Source organism: Trinickia acidisoli (assembly GCF_017315725.1).
Taxonomy (GTDB): domain Bacteria; phylum Pseudomonadota; class Gammaproteobacteria; order Burkholderiales; family Burkholderiaceae; genus Trinickia; species Trinickia acidisoli.
Genome location: NZ_JAFLRG010000002.1, coordinates 2292666 through 2310262, shown reverse-complemented (window position 1 = coordinate 2310262; position 17597 = coordinate 2292666). Strand labels below are relative to the sequence as shown.

The 17597-nt window shown below is 58.9% G+C and carries 14 protein-coding genes and 1 pseudogene; 5 read left to right on the top strand and 10 right to left on the bottom strand.

Annotation, left to right across the window (positions count from 1 at the left end):
• Positions 1-20: 20 nt before the first annotated feature.
• The 9 genes from J3485_RS28555 to J3485_RS28515 all read right to left on the bottom strand — a co-directional run bounded on the left by J3485_RS28555 (position 21) and on the right by J3485_RS28515 (position 9163).
• Positions 21-587: a transglycosylase SLT domain-containing protein gene (locus tag J3485_RS28555; RefSeq protein WP_206958118.1), complete on the bottom strand. Its 567-nt coding sequence runs from the start codon at positions 585-587 to the stop codon at positions 21-23.
• Positions 584-886, bottom strand: a complete 303-nt coding sequence (locus J3485_RS28550) for a hypothetical protein (protein WP_206958116.1) — start codon at positions 884-886, stop codon at positions 584-586. The genes J3485_RS28555 and J3485_RS28550 overlap by 4 nt, the downstream gene beginning before the upstream one ends.
• A gap of 311 nt (positions 887-1197) precedes the next feature.
• Positions 1198-2187, bottom strand: coding sequence for a type VI immunity family protein (locus J3485_RS29195; RefSeq protein WP_309477092.1), 990 nt, complete (start codon positions 2185-2187; stop codon positions 1198-1200).
• Positions 2188-2220: 33 nt separating this feature from the next.
• Complete coding sequence (locus J3485_RS28540; RefSeq protein WP_206958114.1) at positions 2221-3267, bottom strand: DUF4150 domain-containing protein; 1047 nt, start codon at positions 3265-3267, stop codon at positions 2221-2223.
• Positions 3264-4358, bottom strand: a complete 1095-nt coding sequence (locus J3485_RS28535; protein WP_206958113.1) for a beta-ketoacyl synthase — start codon at positions 4356-4358, stop codon at positions 3264-3266. The genes J3485_RS28540 and J3485_RS28535 overlap by 4 nt, the downstream gene beginning before the upstream one ends.
• Entirely contained in the window at positions 4355-5425 is a 1071-nt protein-coding gene (locus J3485_RS28530; protein ID WP_206958111.1) for a DUF2169 family type VI secretion system accessory protein, read from the bottom strand. Before J3485_RS28530 ends, J3485_RS28535 begins: the two co-directional genes overlap by 4 nt.
• A 3-nt stretch (positions 5426-5428) precedes the next feature.
• Complete coding sequence (locus J3485_RS28525; protein ID WP_206958109.1) at positions 5429-5692, bottom strand: hypothetical protein; 264 nt, start codon at positions 5690-5692, stop codon at positions 5429-5431.
• Positions 5689-7032 carry a hypothetical protein gene (locus tag J3485_RS28520; RefSeq protein ID WP_206958107.1) on the bottom strand — a complete coding sequence of 448 codons (1344 nt, stop codon included), beginning with the start codon at positions 7030-7032 and terminating at the stop codon, positions 5689-5691. The genes J3485_RS28525 and J3485_RS28520 overlap by 4 nt, the downstream gene beginning before the upstream one ends.
• Positions 7033-7051: 19 nt before the next feature.
• A complete protein-coding gene (locus J3485_RS28515) occupies positions 7052-9163 on the bottom strand; it encodes a type VI secretion system Vgr family protein (protein ID WP_206958105.1) in 2112 nt (703 codons plus the stop codon).
• Between the two features lie 375 nt (positions 9164-9538).
• Between J3485_RS28515 and J3485_RS28510 the strand changes: the two genes are divergently transcribed.
• The 4 genes and pseudogenes from J3485_RS28510 to J3485_RS28495 form a co-directional block, all read left to right on the top strand.
• Positions 9539-10705, top strand: coding sequence for a hypothetical protein (locus tag J3485_RS28510; RefSeq protein ID WP_206958098.1), 1167 nt, complete (start codon positions 9539-9541; stop codon positions 10703-10705).
• Between the two features lie 137 nt (positions 10706-10842).
• On the top strand, positions 10843-11481 hold the full coding sequence (locus J3485_RS28505; protein ID WP_206958096.1) for a hypothetical protein: 639 nt from the start codon (positions 10843-10845) through the stop codon (positions 11479-11481).
• A 13-nt stretch (positions 11482-11494) separates the two neighbouring features.
• Positions 11495-13333, top strand: a complete 1839-nt coding sequence (gene tssF / locus J3485_RS28500; protein WP_206958095.1) for a type VI secretion system baseplate subunit TssF — start codon at positions 11495-11497, stop codon at positions 13331-13333.
• A 382-nt stretch (positions 13334-13715) separates the two neighbouring features.
• Positions 13716-14174: pseudogene (locus J3485_RS28495) on the top strand (PDDEXK nuclease domain-containing protein); the annotation flags it as partial.
• A 50-nt stretch (positions 14175-14224) separates the two neighbouring features.
• Here J3485_RS28495 and J3485_RS28490 read toward each other — a convergent pair.
• Positions 14225-15898, bottom strand: coding sequence for an electron transfer flavoprotein-ubiquinone oxidoreductase (locus J3485_RS28490; protein ID WP_206958085.1), 1674 nt, complete (start codon positions 15896-15898; stop codon positions 14225-14227).
• On the opposite strand from J3485_RS28490, the gene J3485_RS28485 reads away from it, so the two are divergent.
• On the top strand, positions 15798-17423 hold the full coding sequence (locus J3485_RS28485; RefSeq protein WP_242539114.1) for a DUF3422 family protein: 1626 nt from the start codon (positions 15798-15800) through the stop codon (positions 17421-17423). The genes J3485_RS28490 and J3485_RS28485 overlap by 101 nt on opposite strands.
• The last annotated feature ends 174 nt before the right edge of the window (positions 17424-17597 follow it).

Sequence of the window (17597 nt, the reverse complement as noted above, 5' to 3'; positions counted from 1 at the left end):
CAAGGCAAGCATCAAGTATTTCATTTGACCATATCACGTAGCGGTTGCATCGAATCCGGGTCGTCCTTGAGCTTATCGGCACAGGCCCTGATCTTCTTGTAGTAGATGCCGTTCTCGACCCCGCGATATTTCTTGTAGGCATCCTCGATCGTCGATGTCGTGTCGACCCAATACTGCATGTATTCCGTGCCCAGTTGGATGTTGGTGGGTTCGTCAAATATCTGTGGGGCGCCGTGGAAGGCGACTGCTTCTTGAAAAGCCTCCTGAGACTGTTTGTCGCTGGGCGTGTGCCCAAGGTCCTTCTTCAGTCGCTCCTTGTAAACCTGTTTTGTGGCGATCGCAGTCATCTGCATCAGACCTTTCGCGCTACTGCCACCCGCCGCAGCTTCTGCATCGAAGCGCGACTCCATATAGATCTGACAGACGATCAAGTTGTCGTCCAGTGTCGAATGATTGTTGGCTTTGACGAGGCCCCGAATCTCGCGTAGCCGTGCCGAGTCGTCGACGGCCACCGGTACCGGCGCCGTGTCGGACTTCGGCGTGAGCTGCGCAGTCTGCTGTTTAACCAGCTTTTTCTTGGTAGTCATGCGGCCCTGTCCCAATCGGGATTTAACGGCGTGTACTCTTCGTACACGTAGATCGTCGCCGAGGAAGCTGCGTCGTCCGAGATCTTCTTCGTGCGGCCCCGGGAATCCGTGCGCCCCGCGATCTTTTCGCCGTCCACCGTCACGATTTCGTATGGCACGTCGGGCAAGGGTTTGCCGGTGTAGTCGTCCGTTAGGTGGAAGTATTGATTGTGACTCCAACACGAGCACGTCGTGTTGTATCCGAGCGTGTCGAGCATCGAGCAACCGGACGACTCGGATTGAACCTGAGAGAATGGCACGCGGTTTCCTTGCGCGTCCATCGTTGACGCTGCACCCGGCAACTTCGACATGTTGGGGAACGTCGACATGATCGAATGCAACATCGCGCAATGAGTGTCCGGTTTGTGGTCGGTAGGCATGGGCTAATTTGCTGTTGGAACGTTGTCGTCGTTATATGCCGAACGTCTGCTGATCGCGCTGCGGTCAATATGGTCAATACGTTCTCGCATATTTCAACCAAGGGCCAGCACACGTACGCAGCCGCTCGTTATCGCCACGAAAGTGGTCCGACGATCCGCTTGCCCTCGGAGTTGCGTGTATGGTCGGAGCATCAGTCGAACCGACGAATCCATGCCAGTGTCTCCTCCTTTTTATCGAGATCTTCTGGCACCCTAAAAAGCCTGCTCTGATATGCCTCGAAACGGATGTTCTTTGTGTATCTTGCGACCAGTCGATACGCTTCTGGAATGTCTTTACGATAGGTGTCGCCAAGTTGCGGTGCCTCTCCGGCTTGAATGACGACGCCGCCGGCGTATTCGTGAATTTTGCAGACAGGTTCAAGTGCAGCGCGCATCGAGTCGACGCCTCCTAGTTCCAATACGAGGTCATTGCGCAGGATGGTCAACCAGCTTACGCACTTAATGCGATTGTGAACCGTACCGGCTTCGCGACTAAAAGCAATACCCTCAATAAAATCAAAACCGGGGAAACGCTTCATCAAGTGCAGTGCGTACTTGGTGTTCTGAGACATGCCCGACGCAAAAATTAAGGCAAACCCCGCCGTGCCGTGGACAGGTTGAACAATCTCACACCACCGCAAGACAGCATTCAATAACGTACCGAAATGCGGCTCATCCAACGCATCACAAACCTGCATGTTGGTTGTAACAAACGAGAGTTGGCTCTCTGCTGCTCGTCGTACTAAGACATGAGCCTGGAAAGGTTTGGCATCGTCCTTGGACACACCAATATCAATCGCACCGAACAGCGAAGTACTGTAGCCGCTCTCAACGGGTTGTTGGTCGTATTCAGCACGGATACGTGACTCTAGGCCTCCGGCAAACTTGACGGCCCGGCGCGAGTCCGTCGGCAAAAACTCGTTGACCCGACCCGAGAACGTACGTTGGAAGTCCAGCAGGAACTGCAATGCCTGCTCACGTTGAATCGACCGATCGACGTTAGGCAGATACAACTCACAGCCTAGGCCGAACTTCGCCGCCGGCCCAGCACTCGCTCGGTCATACGGCAGATGCAGCTTGTCCAGCACGCACAGACCGCCATGCGATAGGACTAAATCAGCAATGACCTCTTCAGGTTTCACGAAGGCACACTCTTTTGGTTTAAAGATGGAGGATCAAGGTACCGGGATCGCGTTGCGGACAGGAATCAACCGAGTTCCTTCAGAGATAATCAGCGCAGCAACGAGCGCCGCCCCGGTCAGCTTCAGGCCGGTGGTCGACTGCAGCGCTTTACCAAACTTGTCGAGCAAGCTCTCCTGCTCCGGCGCAGGCGCGGTGATCGGAACCGGCTGCTTCGGGGGCCAGTCGTCGTCGCAATCGCAGCGTTCGTCGACGCGGAACTCTTCAAAATTGTCAGCGTCACCTGTATGTTTTTGAGCGATGTCTTCGTAATCGGCCTGCGCTCTCGGAGAAAGGGAATCATCTCCAAACTTCATGTCATAAAGCTTCGTCACCTTGCCGTTCTCCACCTGCGCGACGTCGAGCCGCCGAGAATCTGGCCGAATGAAATTCGAACTAGGGATATCCGGGTTCGCCTTGCTGCCGATCATGTCCCAGTCGCTACCGCGATCATAAGGTACTTCCCGCCACATCGGCGAGTCGGACTTGGGGTAGCGACCATCGTAATACTTCTCGTCGATCTTACGTCGCACGCAGTCCTGGTACGTCTGCCCCGGGGACATCTTCCCCTTCAGTTCGTTTAGACACTCACACGCCATGCGGCACAACTCGTCAAAAAAGTCCTGATCCTTCTTCGGCAGATCCCGCTGCTTCAGCCCCGCCATGTTCACCGTGTTTCGATGATTCATGAAGAGCTTGTCGGTCAAACGACAGGCTGGCTTCTTGTTGATGAATACGTCGAAGGAGTGCGTGATCCAGTCGGTTTCCGCCAGGTGCGTGCCGGAAACAACGCCGCCCATCGAGCCGCCTTCATCGAACACGCTTTTCGAGAACTGGCTGCCATCGATCGCGATCATGTTTCCGCCATCGGCGAGGACCGACGTCGAGCCCTTCACCAGGTCGCCCGAATACGCCTCGTTCTGATACGGCACCGGCGTACCGTTACCGGGCGTCTTGCAAACATCCGGCAGCGTGTTGTGGGAAACGCCGCCACTGCCGCGATGGCACAGCGTCAATCCGTTGACGTTAATGCTGACCGTCATAGGCGTGTCTCCTGCAAGTTGTGTACGAGATCCGGTGCGCCGATGACTACCGCGCCGCGCAAAGGATCGTCGGAGCTGGCCAGTACCAGTTGCCTAGCTGTCGCCGGCTGTTTGCGCGCGGTATAGGCGGCGAGCGCGACGTGCGCGACCGAACTGGCCGAGTTCAGGTCGCCACTCGCGAGCGCCGGCAGGCTGCGTTGCCATTGCGGCGCCAGGAAACTGGAAAGACGCAGTGCCGTAAAGCCAAACTGATCGGCGCGGTATGGTTCCCCATTGAGGTCTGTAATGATCGAGCAGACTTGGCCCTCACCATAGCCCTGGGCCTGCTCGAGCGCCGTGCGCGCAGCCCGCGTGAGTCCCGCTCCAGTACAAACACCGTCAGACGCATGGGTGATCGGCTCTTCCGCAACACTCGCTCCGAGCAATCTCGCCATGCCGAATCCCCGAGGAACGCGTCCTGTCAGGGCAACCGCCGCTGCCCCCTCGCCTGGAATGCGGCCATATGACTCCGGTTGAGGACGCGACTGATGTCCGTGACGCGCGCCATGCAGCAAAGACTGCATATCGAGCCAAAGCATCGCCTCGCGGCCCAAGCCGGACTCGACACCCAGCACGACAGCAAGCGCCTCAGGCTGGATGGAAAGGTAATCCGATGCTTCGCGCAACGCCGCGAGTCCCGCCGCATGCCCGCCTGAATAAGGCACGATACGGTCCCATCGAAACGGTTCGTCCTGGACGCTCTGCATCACGGTGTCGACGAGATCATGGGGCAGACCGGGTCGCCTATCGGCATCCGGCAGGACTAGCCAGAGTACGCACGGTCGCCGCCAGACGACCGATGAGAGCGCTTGCTCCACCGAGACGGTTAGCTGCTCAAGCGCGGCTTTCGCCAGCAATGCCCAGCGTGCTGCATTGAAAGGTGCGTCGATAGGAAAGAAGCTGCCGCGACAGTGTTGACCAGCTTGGTCGATGTACTCAGGGTGTCGTTGCAACAATGAAAGTTGCGCACGCACCGCGGCATCGGCCAGTTCCAGTGTTGGCCCCGAGGGGAATGTGCAAGCGGCGGCCGCAATAACCGGTGCCGGATTCATGCCGACCTCGCCGCAATGGAACGAGCATCCTTCGCGTCCGGCCCCGGTGCATCCGTTCGATCCAATGGCCGCCGCTTCTGCGTAATACGCGTGCGATCGAGCTGATTGACTTTCACATGGCAAGGCAAGGCCATGTGATGAACGACACTGACGCGCGGCATGTCCGGCTCAAGAATGACCGTATGGATAACGGGCCGGGTATGCTCACGTGAGCCATCGTAGAAGAATGTTTCGCAGACCAGCGTTATCTTCGGCAACCGAAATGCGAGCTTGCCGCCGGGCGCAAACTCCTGCGGCGTTACGTTAATCAGCGTGACGGGTTCCCCGCCTTTGAAATGCCCAGGCACCTGCTGCGCTTCGGGTGCAATCTGCCAGAAACGCGGATCGAAGTCTTCGGGGGGTAACGGGTGCCGCTCCTTGAGCCATGCATCATCGTAGGTTCCGGCATATTGTCGACGCAGCGGCCAGTGACTTGCTATCGGTCCCAAGCAAGCCGCCGCCGGCACATCGTCACGATCACGGATGAGGTGCGCCATCGACTCGATGTTCGGCATCCAAACTCGGCCTTCAGCGTCGGCTGCAATGCCGCGTCCAACTGGGTTGCGACTTGCAGGGGGAAACTCCGGGATGTCTCCACCAAAGGCTCGCTCGTAGATGAACGGCATGCTGATAAACGGCTCCGGCTCGCTCGGGCGCCACGACCAGCGTTTGCGTTGCCAATAGCGGTCTCCATAAACTCGCACCATCCTGCTCATGCCCCCGATATGGAAACCCGCGTCCAACTGGCGCATAGGTTTTCCGTTCGGGGTCCATGCATGCCCGTTCAGGATGACGTCGGTAGCCTGCTTCGCGGCGCCGAGGTCGGTGTCGTATTTCAAACTTGCAGATCCCTCGCGCGGTACCGGACCGGTATGCACTGGCACCTGCTCGGCGGCGAGCCGCGTCGTGCCGTCCGACAGAATGTCGTACGTCGCCTTGATTGCGATCACCCAGACCTCGGCCCCGTTGACATCACGCACCCAAGTGCAATCAACCATGAACGGGGTGCGATTCTCGACGCGCCACATGGATCAGTTCAACTCAACCTGACCGCCGGCAATGCGGTTGACGCCCGCAGCATCGCTCACGATGTATTCACCCCGGAGCGCGATCTTCCCGTTCGGGTAAAGCGTGATACTGGCCTTCCCGCAACGTAGCGTGATTTTCTGGCGGGCTTCCAGCACCAATTCATCTTCCATAGATGCGGGAGGCGGCGCGCTGCCGCTCGGTGCGCTATCAGCCGCGTCGGAGGGTGCGGATTCGGGAGAGAGCATCAATTCGATCTCATTGGTCATGACGTCAGTCTCCTGTCCAATTCAGGGAAGATGGCGCGCTGCGCAGAGGCGGGCAGATGGGTCGGAAAGAGCGGGCCGTGCGTCAGTCGTTGCCAATGTTCGGCCGCGAGTGGGCGCCATGCGAGAGGACCACCGGCAATCACCTTCGCCATCCAGTCCACCGCTACCGGGCCGCCGAGGAAGTATTGGCGCGCGCACTCGAAGCGGCTCTGGCTGCTTTGCCACCACGCGCGAAATGCTTCGGGCTTCGGCCAAGGCAGTGCATCGTCTTCGTCCAGTGCCGGCATATGGTCGTCGGTGCGCTCCTGTTCCGGACGGCGCTGATTAGCGGCCATCCAACCGTCACGCGCTGGATCTGAGCCTGTGATGAGAGAAAGCGATGCACCTGCTACGCGTGCAAGATCAGGATCGTCGAGGTAGTCGATGAGAATCGGCATCGCGTCGATGCGCCCAGCCCATCCGAGTGCCTTGATATGCAATCGCTTCGTTTCGGAGCTTTTGACAACATCCATGACATCAGAGAGTCGCTCCGAAGCATGCAGCGAAACGCAACGAACAGCGGATTCGACAACCGCAGAATCTTCGCTCCGTGCGAGCGAAAGCAGTACATCCAGCGCCAGTGCCGCATCGCTGATATCACCCAATGAAAGCAGTGTCTGCACCGCAGCCAATCGTACGGCCTCAACACCGTGATCCAAAAACGACCGCGCCGCGACAGCCAAATCACTTCTGCCGAGCCGGCTCACCATGTCGAGCGCGGAAGAAATTTCATCTGGTTCAGGCTCGTTGACGGCTCTCATCGCACCGAATACCTGCTCCGCCATGCCGTCGAAATCGCGGTATCGCAAGCCCACCAGTTGAAGGCGTGTCTGCAGCGGAAGATTTACGATCTGTGATTCAAGCAATGGCGAAGACGGCGCCCATCGAAGTGCATCAATGCATGCCCCCCTCAATTCCGGCAATACCGCTTGAAGCGCCGTGCAGGCGTCGAGCAACGTCTTATCCGAGTTCGCGAACGAATAAAGCGCCATCACGAACATGTCGCCAGGACGCAATGGCTCTTTCAGCATCGCTTGCAGATGATCACGTGCGGGAGTGCCAAGTGCGGTAAGCGCACTGAGCGAGGCAAGTAGACGATCGTCTGCCGCCGCGAGGTCGGCAAAATCCAGGAGCGGGCTGGCGAGTTGACCCGGCCGCCGGCGCCAAGCGAACGCGAGCAAATCCGCGTGGTGATCCGCCAGCGCGCCGGCGGTGCTTGCGACGAGCAGTTCGTGTGGCGGCGTCGGCGATTGAGCGCAGGCCAAGCCGCGCGCGATTTCGCTCGTTATCGGTTCGTTCACGACGTGAGTTTGCGACGTATCAGTTGTTGTTGATCGAGTTGCCGTCGAGCTTCACCGCGCCCGATCCCTTGATGGTGACATTTGCACCGCTGATCACGATGTCCCCGTCGCTGGTCATCACGATGCTCGCTTTGCCAGCCTTGATTTCAATGCGATCGCCGACGTTGAGGGTGTACGTCTTGCCGACTTGGGTAGTCTTCGACAACCCGACCTCCTCGCCACAAACAAGCCCGACCGCTGTGTTCATTCCGCCGGCAACCGTGATGATGTATGCACCACCGACCGTCAACGCCTTTGCCAAACCCACAGTTTCCGCTGATGCAAGCGCGACCATCACGTTCTGTGCGCCGTCGATCGTCTCGCTGCGGTTACCGCCAACGTTCAGCGTTTCATTGCTCCCTACCTGCTCAGTCCGATTCACACCGATAGAGATCGTCTCGTTGTTGCCAACCGTCTCCGTGCGATTGTTGTTGACCTGCACGGTCTCATCGTGATCGATGGTCTTCGTCCGATCGTTGCCGACGGTATGCGATTCGTCGTTCTCGACTTCGATGCGTTGGTCTTTCTCGGCATGAATCCAGACCTCTTCCTGCCCCATCTTGTCTTCGAAGCGAATGGCGTTCGCATTGGCGCTCGTCCCACCCTTACTCGAGCGCGTGAGAATTCCGCTTTGCGTCGCATTTGCCGGTAAGGCCCACGGCGGCATGTTCTGCGCGTTATAGACGCGCGAGATGATCAGCGGACGATCGGGGTTCCCATCGAGGAACAACACAACGACCTCTTCCCCAATGCGAGGGATCTGGATCATGCCGAAGCTTCGCCCCGCCCACGGTTGCCCCACGCGCACCCAGCACGAACTCGACTGATTTTTCTTGCCGAGCCGGTCCCAATGGAACTGCACCTTCACGCGACCTAGCGCATCTGTGTAGATTTCCTCTCCCTGCGGCCCCACCACAACAGCCGTCTGCGGCCCCGGAATAGTCGGCCGCGCGATCGTCAACAACGGACGGTACGGGATTTTCTTGCGAATGCAGGTAAAGCTGCAGCTATACGAAGCTGAACCGTTGCCCGCTTGATAGTTGTTTTGCCCGAAATGGCTGACCGTGAGAATGACGAACTGTCGATCCTGCGGCTGCGCGCCATCGTGATCGTAATGATCTTCGAGTTGGAAGTAGCGCAACGGCATCAGCCGCCGGCTCGTGCTCACACCCGAGAAGGTCTTGCTGTTGGCCGCCAGCGCCTCCGCTCTGAAGCTCGCCAACTCATGACCGCGATCGCTATCTGGAAAGCCTTGCGGTCCCACATAGTCGTAAATCTCGTACGATGGAACGTCTCCCTGATCAACGTCCGTCTTGCTCGATTGAAATCGGCGCGCATTGGGCACCTTGTAATCGGCGGCCTTCAGCGCCACGCTGCCCGGCGTCAGCTCCCGCTTGGATTGGAAAGACGTGATCACGTCCACGTCGTCCAGCATCTCGCCCTTCGCATAGGGCATCGAAGCGCTGTCACCATCGATCGGCTTCGCACTCGTCGAGCTGTCGGTCACGATGAGCTTATGGCCCGTCTTCGAATGCGTGAAATAGAAGAACAGCCCCTCTTCCTGCATCAGGCGCAGCGCAAAGTTCAGGTCGGTTTCCCGATACTGCGCGCAGTAGCTGCGGTTAGCCGTTGCCTTCGACAACCGGAACTCATATGAGGCGAGCGAGCCGTATTCCTGAAATACATCCGAGAGAATAGACTGAACGGTCTGCTCTTGAAATATCCGAATGTCTTGACGACGAGAAAGCATCCAAAGCCACGGTCGGACCGCAGCGCTATAGGTCGCCAAACCACCGTCAGCATCAAGTTGTGAAAAATTCGTGACGTAGCCGTGAAAATATCGTTGCTCTGAACTCGCAAGCGCACCAGTCAGTTGCAACGTAATCGTTACCGGCTGCCCGATCATCTGCTTGAGTTCGATATTTGGATCTTGCGAAGCGAGCCGCAGATGGAAGTCGAATAGCTGCGAGAGACCTTCGGTGCCTTGAAAATCGACCAGTGCCAGCTCCGACGCCCCCTTCGGCGACGCGTCGACGGTAAACAACCGATTGTTTTGAAGCTGAACGAAGCTCGCAAGATCGGACATTTGCATGGGGACGCCCCAAAACCCGTCACAAAGGGAAGGCCAAAATATTAGCGATAAACTCCGAGGCCGGATAGAGGCAAAGTGTACAGAGAAGGTGTATGCGAGTGGAGACTTCAATTCATCGAAGATGCGATTAGCCGGTCAGATGACAGGGGCATTGATAGATCGGAAATAAATTCCACTTACGAAAGGAATTTACAAGGGAAATATTTCCATACGTGCGTTCTACCCTTTAAATTGAGCGCCGCCGTTGTGAGCTGACGCTCTTCTGGCTTATATTTCCGCACGACCGGCACTCGCTGGATTTGGCGTCGCATGTACGCGGCTTGCCATTAGCATCGTGGCTTTCTTTATCGCTTCCATATCGGTTCGCCCGTTACCATGTCGAAAGTCCCCGCATCGTGGAAGCCGTATTGCCACCGGCCCGATGCCACATTTCATTTGTCGAAGTTCGCGAGCAACGTGCTCGGTCACGATACGGGCGTTATCTTCTTCGACGGCGCGGGTGCGGCACGGCTCAAGTCAGCCGTGCCCGACCAAGACGGAGACACAACCGACCTGATCGTGTCGGTTCAACGTCCGCCGCTGCTTCCTTTTGCGTTTCGAGGCACAGCAAAATCGCAGTCCTTTGCGCAGTTTGCTCAGGGGCAGCTACAGGGTGCGTTGCAGGATGGGGGCAAGGCGCTGGATGCGACCAGATCTGCGTACCACGCACTGGGCTCTGTTATTGAACACAATAAAACCCTGTTCGATAGCACCAACACGGCCATTGACGTACTCGGCGTGATCACGGGCGTGCTTGCGGTGGCCGCCATCGGAGCGGAAGGAGCCGCGCTTATCCCCGCTGCCTTTGCCATCGCCTCCCTGATAGGTGCACTTGGGCTCGTCGTCGCCGACGGTACGATGTCCTACTTTGAACTGACCGGTGACAAGATGCACAAGCGGGAGCTCGAGAATTCGTGGGCGTATCAGTTGGTCGAGGCGGTCGGTCCGTGGATGGCTGTCCCTGATCTGTTGCTCGGCGGCCCGCGCGCCGTTGCGGAACAGGCCGGGACGTCACTGAAGGTTCGTGCAATGACCAACCGTGTGGACGCCGCCGAAAAGGAGCTAGCCAGTCAACGCGAAGCGATTGACGCATACACGGAAGCGCACGCGAACAAACTCGGCCAAACCAACATCATGACCAGGTCGCAACGCATGCGAGCGAAGGCCAATCGCATGAATGGCGACCTAGTCCGGGCCAAGGCCAAGCTAAAGAAAATGAGTCAGAAATTGACTGCGCTACGGTTGCTCGAACTGCCTGCCTATGGGGGGACCCTCTTCGGAATGAGCGAGTATGCCGTCAGCCCGCCGGACTGGGGGCAAGCCCGTCATTCGGTTAGCCAGGCATGGCAAGACGGGTGGATGCGGCAGGCAGCGACGCAGGACCCGCACCACCCAGCCCACGTTCTGGTACCGACCCAGGCGGTGCCGCATGCGGCCGGCGATATCCGCCCTGTCATGCAGTTTCAGGTCGGCATTCGCCCACATGCAGGAGCAGCAGAGTGAGTTCTATGAAGCCTTCCCGCACCGCAGCCCGACACGAGTTGCGGCCGACCCAGAAGACAGGGCAACCGGGTAACCGACCGCCCAGAGCACCATGGCCGGCAGCGTTTGCCGGGGCGAGTTTCTGCCTTCTGGCAGCCATGATCCTCATCGAGAGCTACCTCTGCCTGTCCGATCTCCTGCAATTCAATTTTGCGGGCCCGGGATTTTTAGCCATGTGGCTCGGCATCAGCGCGGTACTGCTCACGATTCTCGCAGGTATGGGGCGGGGTAGGCTATGGGCAATCAAGCTGCTCCGCGGGTCCACGTACGCCGTCACGGCGTTGTACCCCGTCATCGTCGCGTATGCGATCCATATGCGGTCAGGTACATCGCCCTTCGACACACCTTTTGCCTCGATCGTCTTCATTTCGTCCGCGATCCAATTGCCGCTGTTCTTCGTGATCTACCGCGCATTCAAGCGTGTCCGCTGGCTCGATCCCAAATCACTACCGGATGAATGGGAGGCGCCGGCAGAGCCCATCGACCCAGCTCGAAGCGGTGACCGACCGAAGCGGGGCTTCTTCGGATGGGTGCTTATCTGCGTCATCGTACTTGCCATGATGATTCGCTACTACACCGGCATTCTCCAAATGGACTGGTTCGGTGCATGGCTATCGAGCAACGACATAGGGAAAGAGCTTGCCGCGATCGCAGCCTTGCTCGTTCCCGTTCTAGTGTTGGCGCTCTGCTTCATGACCAGGCATGCTGCGTTTTGGCGTCGACGCATCGGCGGATAAGAAGGGCGCCCACATGGACGAATTCGAAAAACTTCTGCCGTACTTCGAACGCGAACTCGCGCAATTGCGTCAGGACATGCTTCAGTTCGAGCGAGCCCATCCGAAAGCGGCAGCTCGGTTATCGATGTCCGGTGGGCAGACAGACGATCCCCACGTCGAGCGCATGCTTCAATCGGCTGCCTGGCTCAACGCCCGCTCCGCGAAACGCATCGACGATCACTACCCGGAATTCACTGACGCACTGATCGAAACGGTGTTTCCCGCCTATTTGAAGCCGATTCCGTCTTGCTCCATTGCACAGTTCGATGTCGATGGCATGTTTGATGGCCTCACGCGAACGGTCGTCATGCCGCGCGGCACGAAGCTCGAGCATCGCCCGTCGTTATGTCGGTTCAACACAGCGTGGGACGTCACGCTCGCACCACTCGGTATTACGCGTGCGCAGTTCTCGCCGCCGACCGCCGCGCCACCTCTTGGCATCGGACAACTGCCGAGTGACATGCTGGGCATCGTCACGATCGAATTCGTATCATCAGGCCACGTACTGACATCCGGCAGCGAACTCCTGCCGCAGGCGCTCCGCATCTATCTGAATGCCGATCGCTTCCTCACGGCAGCACTCATCGATGCACTGCTGCTGCATCCGCAGACGGCGTTCGTCGAAGCCGACGGCAGCCGCCGCTGGCAAGCACTCGAGAAAACACCCGCCTCCGCAGTCGGTTTCGCCGACGACGAAGCGATCATGGCCGAGCCACAGCACGCCCGAGAGCCAGCCCTACGGCTGCTACTCGAATACGCCGCATTTCCGCGGAAGTTTCACTTCATCGATATCGACTTCGCCCAATTGCTGCGTGCAGCCGGCCCGTGCAGTAGGCTCGCGTTGCATCTTCCCGTCGTCGCACAGGCCGCTAACGCAGCGGCAATACAGCGGCTCGGCCAACTCGATGCTGGCCATCTGCAACTCTTTTGCGCGCCCGTTATCAACTTGTTCGAGGCCGACGCGAAGCCCATTGACGTGACGGCGGACACATCCGCCTACCCTGTTGCGTTGCCCAGCAGCGATGGCGCACCTGCCGTCATCCATTCGATTGACTCCGTGCGCATCATGCACGGTGTAGAGGGCGGCACGCCAGGCGCCGAAATTCCGCCGCACAAATCGTTGCAACACGAGTCGCCCGTGGGCATGTTCTGGCTGCAGGAAAAGAATAGTTGGGATATCGGGCGCGGCACCGCGATTCGGCTGGTCGACCTCGACGAACAACCGGTGACGCCCGATGCATCCAAGCTCGCGATCAAACTAACGTGCACGAACGGTCAAGTGCCGACAACGATCGGCATCGGGGCCCCCGACGGCGATCTGCATAGCGAGGCGCTGAACCTCGGCAGGCCGATCACGATGCTCGTGAACCCGTCCGCAAGCAGTCAGCCGCCGTACGAAGATCGCGCGCTCTGGCGGCTACTTTCGGCGCTCTCGCCGAACCATGCGGCGCTCTCGCCTTCCGGCCTTTTCGCACTGCAAGCGCTGCTATACCAGCTTGCCAAGCCCGCCCCGCCCGATGCTAGCCGATATATCGCCGGCATTTCCGGACTGAGTTCTCGCACGATCAAGCGGATGATGCGCATTGAGCCCATTCCGATGCCCGTCCTCGTGCCCGGCATTCAGGTGACGCTGACGATCGACGGGGCGGCGTTTGCCGGCCATTCGTTGTACATCTTCGCGCTGCTGATGGAGCGGTATTTCCTGCGGTATGCGGACCAGGATTGCATAGAATTGATCGTCAGCTCGCAACATGGCGCCGATCTCTATCGCGGGAAACCGCAGTTGGGGCCACCAGGGCTCGGCTACTTATAGTCGTCACGCAAGCCGCTGCACGAGCAAAGCCACAGCGCGACCCACGTCCGTCCCCGCCCTTGCCAAACCGCCCTCAAGATGCGCAGCTTCGAGACCGGCCGCAAGTCTCGGTAACCGGTCATTCGTCCGTAAAACTATCTTGCCTAGTCGAACGTCTCAAGTGGCCGTACTACACTACTCGGCGCACCGTCACGCCAATCACAATCGAGTAGACGCAAACTATGCCTGGACGAAAGAAGATTACTGACGTACTCACAGGGGCGGCTAACTACGAGCAGTTGCGAACTGCGATCGTCGGCATGCTGGAAAGCGCGCGACACATGGCGGCGCGAACGGTCAATGCATTAATGACTGCAAGCTACTGGGAAATCGGCCGACACATCGAGATGAATATTCAGAGTCCGATCTTGAAGCTGCGCTCGTTCGCCGCCTTGAAGATTTTCTCCTCGAACTCGGCGATGATTTCGCGTTCGTCGGGCGCCAGCGGCTTCTTCGGATCGGCGATGAATGGTACCGAGTGGATCTTCTGTTTTTTCATCGCCGGCTCAAAGCGCTTGTAGTAATCGACTTGAAAATCGGTAGATTTAGTCATGCCGACGCGGGCCAAATGCACAGGTATCTAAACTATGCGAGAGAGCACTGGATGCGAGAGGACGAGAACCCACCCGTTGGATTGACTCTCTGCGCGCAGAAGGATCTTGCCGTCGCGAAATATGCACTGGACGGGTTGCCGAACAAGGTGCTTGCTGCCGAATACCGAACGCTCCTCCCCAATGTCGACCGTCTTGCCGATGAACTTCTCCGCGCACGCCGCGCAATCGAAGAGGCGTCACCGCGATGAAAGCAATATCAACGCATCGACGGGCCCATCGGTAACTTACCCCCGTACCCTCACATATTCGCGTAGTTCGGCCCGCCGCCGCCTTCGGGCGTCACCCAAACGATATTCTGCGTCGGGTCCTTGATGTCGCACGTCTTGCAATGCACGCAGTTCTGCGCATTGATGACGAGCCGGTCGCCCCCGTCCTCGTTCTTCACGAACTCATACACGGCCGCCGGGCAGTAGCGCCCTTCGGGGCCCGCATAGGTACGCAGATTCACCTCCGCCGGCACCGCTGCATCCTTGAGCGTCAAATGCGCCGGCTGATTTTCCTCGTGGTTCGTGTTCGAGAGGAACACCGACGAGAGCCGATCGAACGTGAGCTTGCCGTCCGGCTTCGGATAGACGATCGGCGTGCACTGCGAGGCCGGCTTGAGCATCTCGTGATCGCGATGCCGATGATGCAGCGTCCACGGCACCTTGCCACCGAACAGCTTCTGCTCGATCCCGACCATCAGCGTGCCCAGATAGAGCCCCTTGCTCATCCACTGCTTGAAATTGCGCGCACGGTTCAGTTCTTCATGCAACCACGATTGCTTGAACGACTCGGGGTAGGCCGCCAGCTCATCGCCTTGGCGGCCCGCCTGCACCGCGTCGAACGCGGCCTGCGCCGCCAGCATGCCGCTCTTGATCGCGGCGTGGCTGCCCTTGATGCGCGAGGCATTCAAGAAGCCCGCGTCGTCGCCCACGAGCGCGCCGCCCGGGAATACGAGCTTGGGCAGCGATAGGATGCCCCCGGCCGTAATCGCGCGTGCACCGTACGAAATGCGTTTGCCGCCTTCCAGGAACCGGCGGATCTCGGGGTGCGTCTTGTAGCGCTGGAATTCCTCGAACGGCGACAGGTACGGATTCGTATAGCCCAGGCCGACCACGAAGCCCACCATCACCTGGTGGTTGTCGATGTGATAGAGGAACGAGCCGCCGTACGTTTGCGTATCGAGCGGCCAGCCGGCCGTATGGATCACCAGCCCCGGCTGATGCTTGGCCGGATCGATTTCCCACAGTTCCTTGATGCCGATGCCGTAGACCTGCGGGTCGGCCCCTTGCTCGAGCTTGAACTTCTCGCTGAGGCGGCGGCCCAGATGGCCGCGCGCGCCTTCGCAGAACAGCGTGTATTTCGCGTGCAGCTCCATGCCGAGTTGGAAATTCTCGGTGGGCTCGCCGTCCTTGCCGATGCCCATGTTGCCCGTCGCCACGCCCTTGACCGAGCCGTCGTCGTGATAGAGCACCTCCGCTGCGGCGAAGCCGGGGAAGATCTCGACGCCCAGCGCCTCGGCTTGCTGCCCAAGCCAGCGCGTGACGTTGGCCAGACTGATGACGTAGTTGCCGTGGTTCTTGAAATTCTCGGGTAGCGCCCAGTTCGGCGTCTTGACAGAACCTTTCTCAGTGAGAAAGAGGAAACGATCTTCCGTCACCGCAACGTTCAAAGGCGCACCTTTCTCCTTCCAATCGGGAATGAGCTCGTCCATGGCGCGCGGGTCCATCACGGCGCCCGAGAGGATGTGCGCGCCGATCTCCGACCCCTTCTCGAGCACGCACACGCCCAGCTCGACGCCTTTGTCTTGCGCGAGCTGCTTGAGCCGGATGGCCGCGGACAGACCGGCGGGGCCTCCGCCGACGATCACGACGTCGTATTCCATCGACTCGCGAGGGCCGTATTGCTCAGTAAGTTTTTGCGTATTCATATCGATAGCGTATCTAGGCTTGGCTCATGCTTGGCTCATCATAGGCAGGAACGATTTAAGTGCCTCCGACATAAATCATTCTTATGCTGCACACAACCGCTCGTTTAATTTTGCGGAATCGAACGCTCGACAGCAGAAAGAACAGCAGCCCGAAGATCCATCGGACGGTGAAAACCACAGTCCTCCGCTCCCACCATGTGAACACGCTACACTGTCACGCCCGGCTATCGATACATCCATGTTCTCTTCGCTCGACCATCCGCTCAGAGATCCGCTCTCGAAGGAGCTTCACGCCCGCCCGTTCCTTCGGATCGACGGCCCCGCATCCCTGAGCCATCTCGCCATCTATTCCGAGCGCGACGAAGAGATCCACGGCCGCTTGCTAGCCGCATTGTCTGTCGCTATGGATCTGCCGCCGCCGTCGCCGCAGCACAATCATTACGCGGCAAAAAAAGATAACTGGCAGGTCAAGTGGGAGAAACACACGGAGTTCTCCACTTTCACGTTCGTCCATACCGGCGCACCCGATGGTTTGTTTTGCGGGGCGGCCATGCGGGATCTCCCCGCTTCGTGGCTCGCCATGCTGAAAGAAAGCGTCTTCGTCGCCGTTCATGCGGAATTGCGCTGCAATGAAGACGCTGAACGTGCCCGCATGCAGGTTCACGAGTTATTGCCGGGGCCCGTGCTCGTGGGAAGCAAGGTTCTGACAGGCGGCGAGGTCTATTGCGACTGGCTCGTGCATGAAGATCATTTCTCGCGCTTTCTCGTGCTCGATCTCGGATTCCGCGAAGCGCAGGCCGGCCGTCTCATCCAACGCCTGTTCGAAATCGAAACCTATCGCATGATGGCGCTGCTCGCCCTGCCCGATGCGCGCCGTCACAGTCAGTTTCTAAGCAAGCTCGACGGATCGCTCTCCGCGCTCATGCGGCGCATGGAGCAGCCCGGTCACGACCACGACGACGCTTATCTACTGCGCGAACTCACGCGGCTGGCAGGGCAAATGGAGGCGCACGCCGGCCTTGAAACACGCTTCAGCGCATCCGAAGCGTACGAAAAGCTCATCGTCGCCCGCATCGCCGAACTTCGGGAAGAGCGAATCGAAGGCTTTCCGACCATCGCCGAATTCATGCAACGCCGGCTTCTGCCTGCCATGCAAACCTGCAGTTCGGTTTGGGCGCGCCACCAACAATCCGCAACGCGGCTCGCGCGCGCCGTCGATCTTTTGCGAACTCGCGTCAACCTAGCGCAGGAAGAACATACGACCGCACTGCTCGAAGGGATGAATCGGACGGCACGCACGCAACTGCGGATGCAACACGCCGTCGAGGGTTTATCGGTAGCCGCGATCTCCTACTACGTCCTCAATCTTTCGGGCGCGGCGTTACGGGCGCTTCACGCAGCTCATCTACCGCTGGATCCCGACGTTCTCGAAGGCATGCTCATCATCCCCGTGGTTGCGGCGGTCGTGCTTTTCACCGGACGAATTCGCCGGCTTGGTCACGAGGACCCGCACCGAGTCAAGTAAACGCAAAACGGCGACATTCTCGTCGCCGTTCCGGCTCGATCGCCCGGCAGTCAGGCGCCGAATGCCGGGATTATCGATAGGCGCTTTTACTAAAGATCGAATCTCCTTATATTTCCGCGGCGCTGATTTTTCCGACTCACACTTCGTCCATGCCTTGCTGAAAAAGAGGAATGG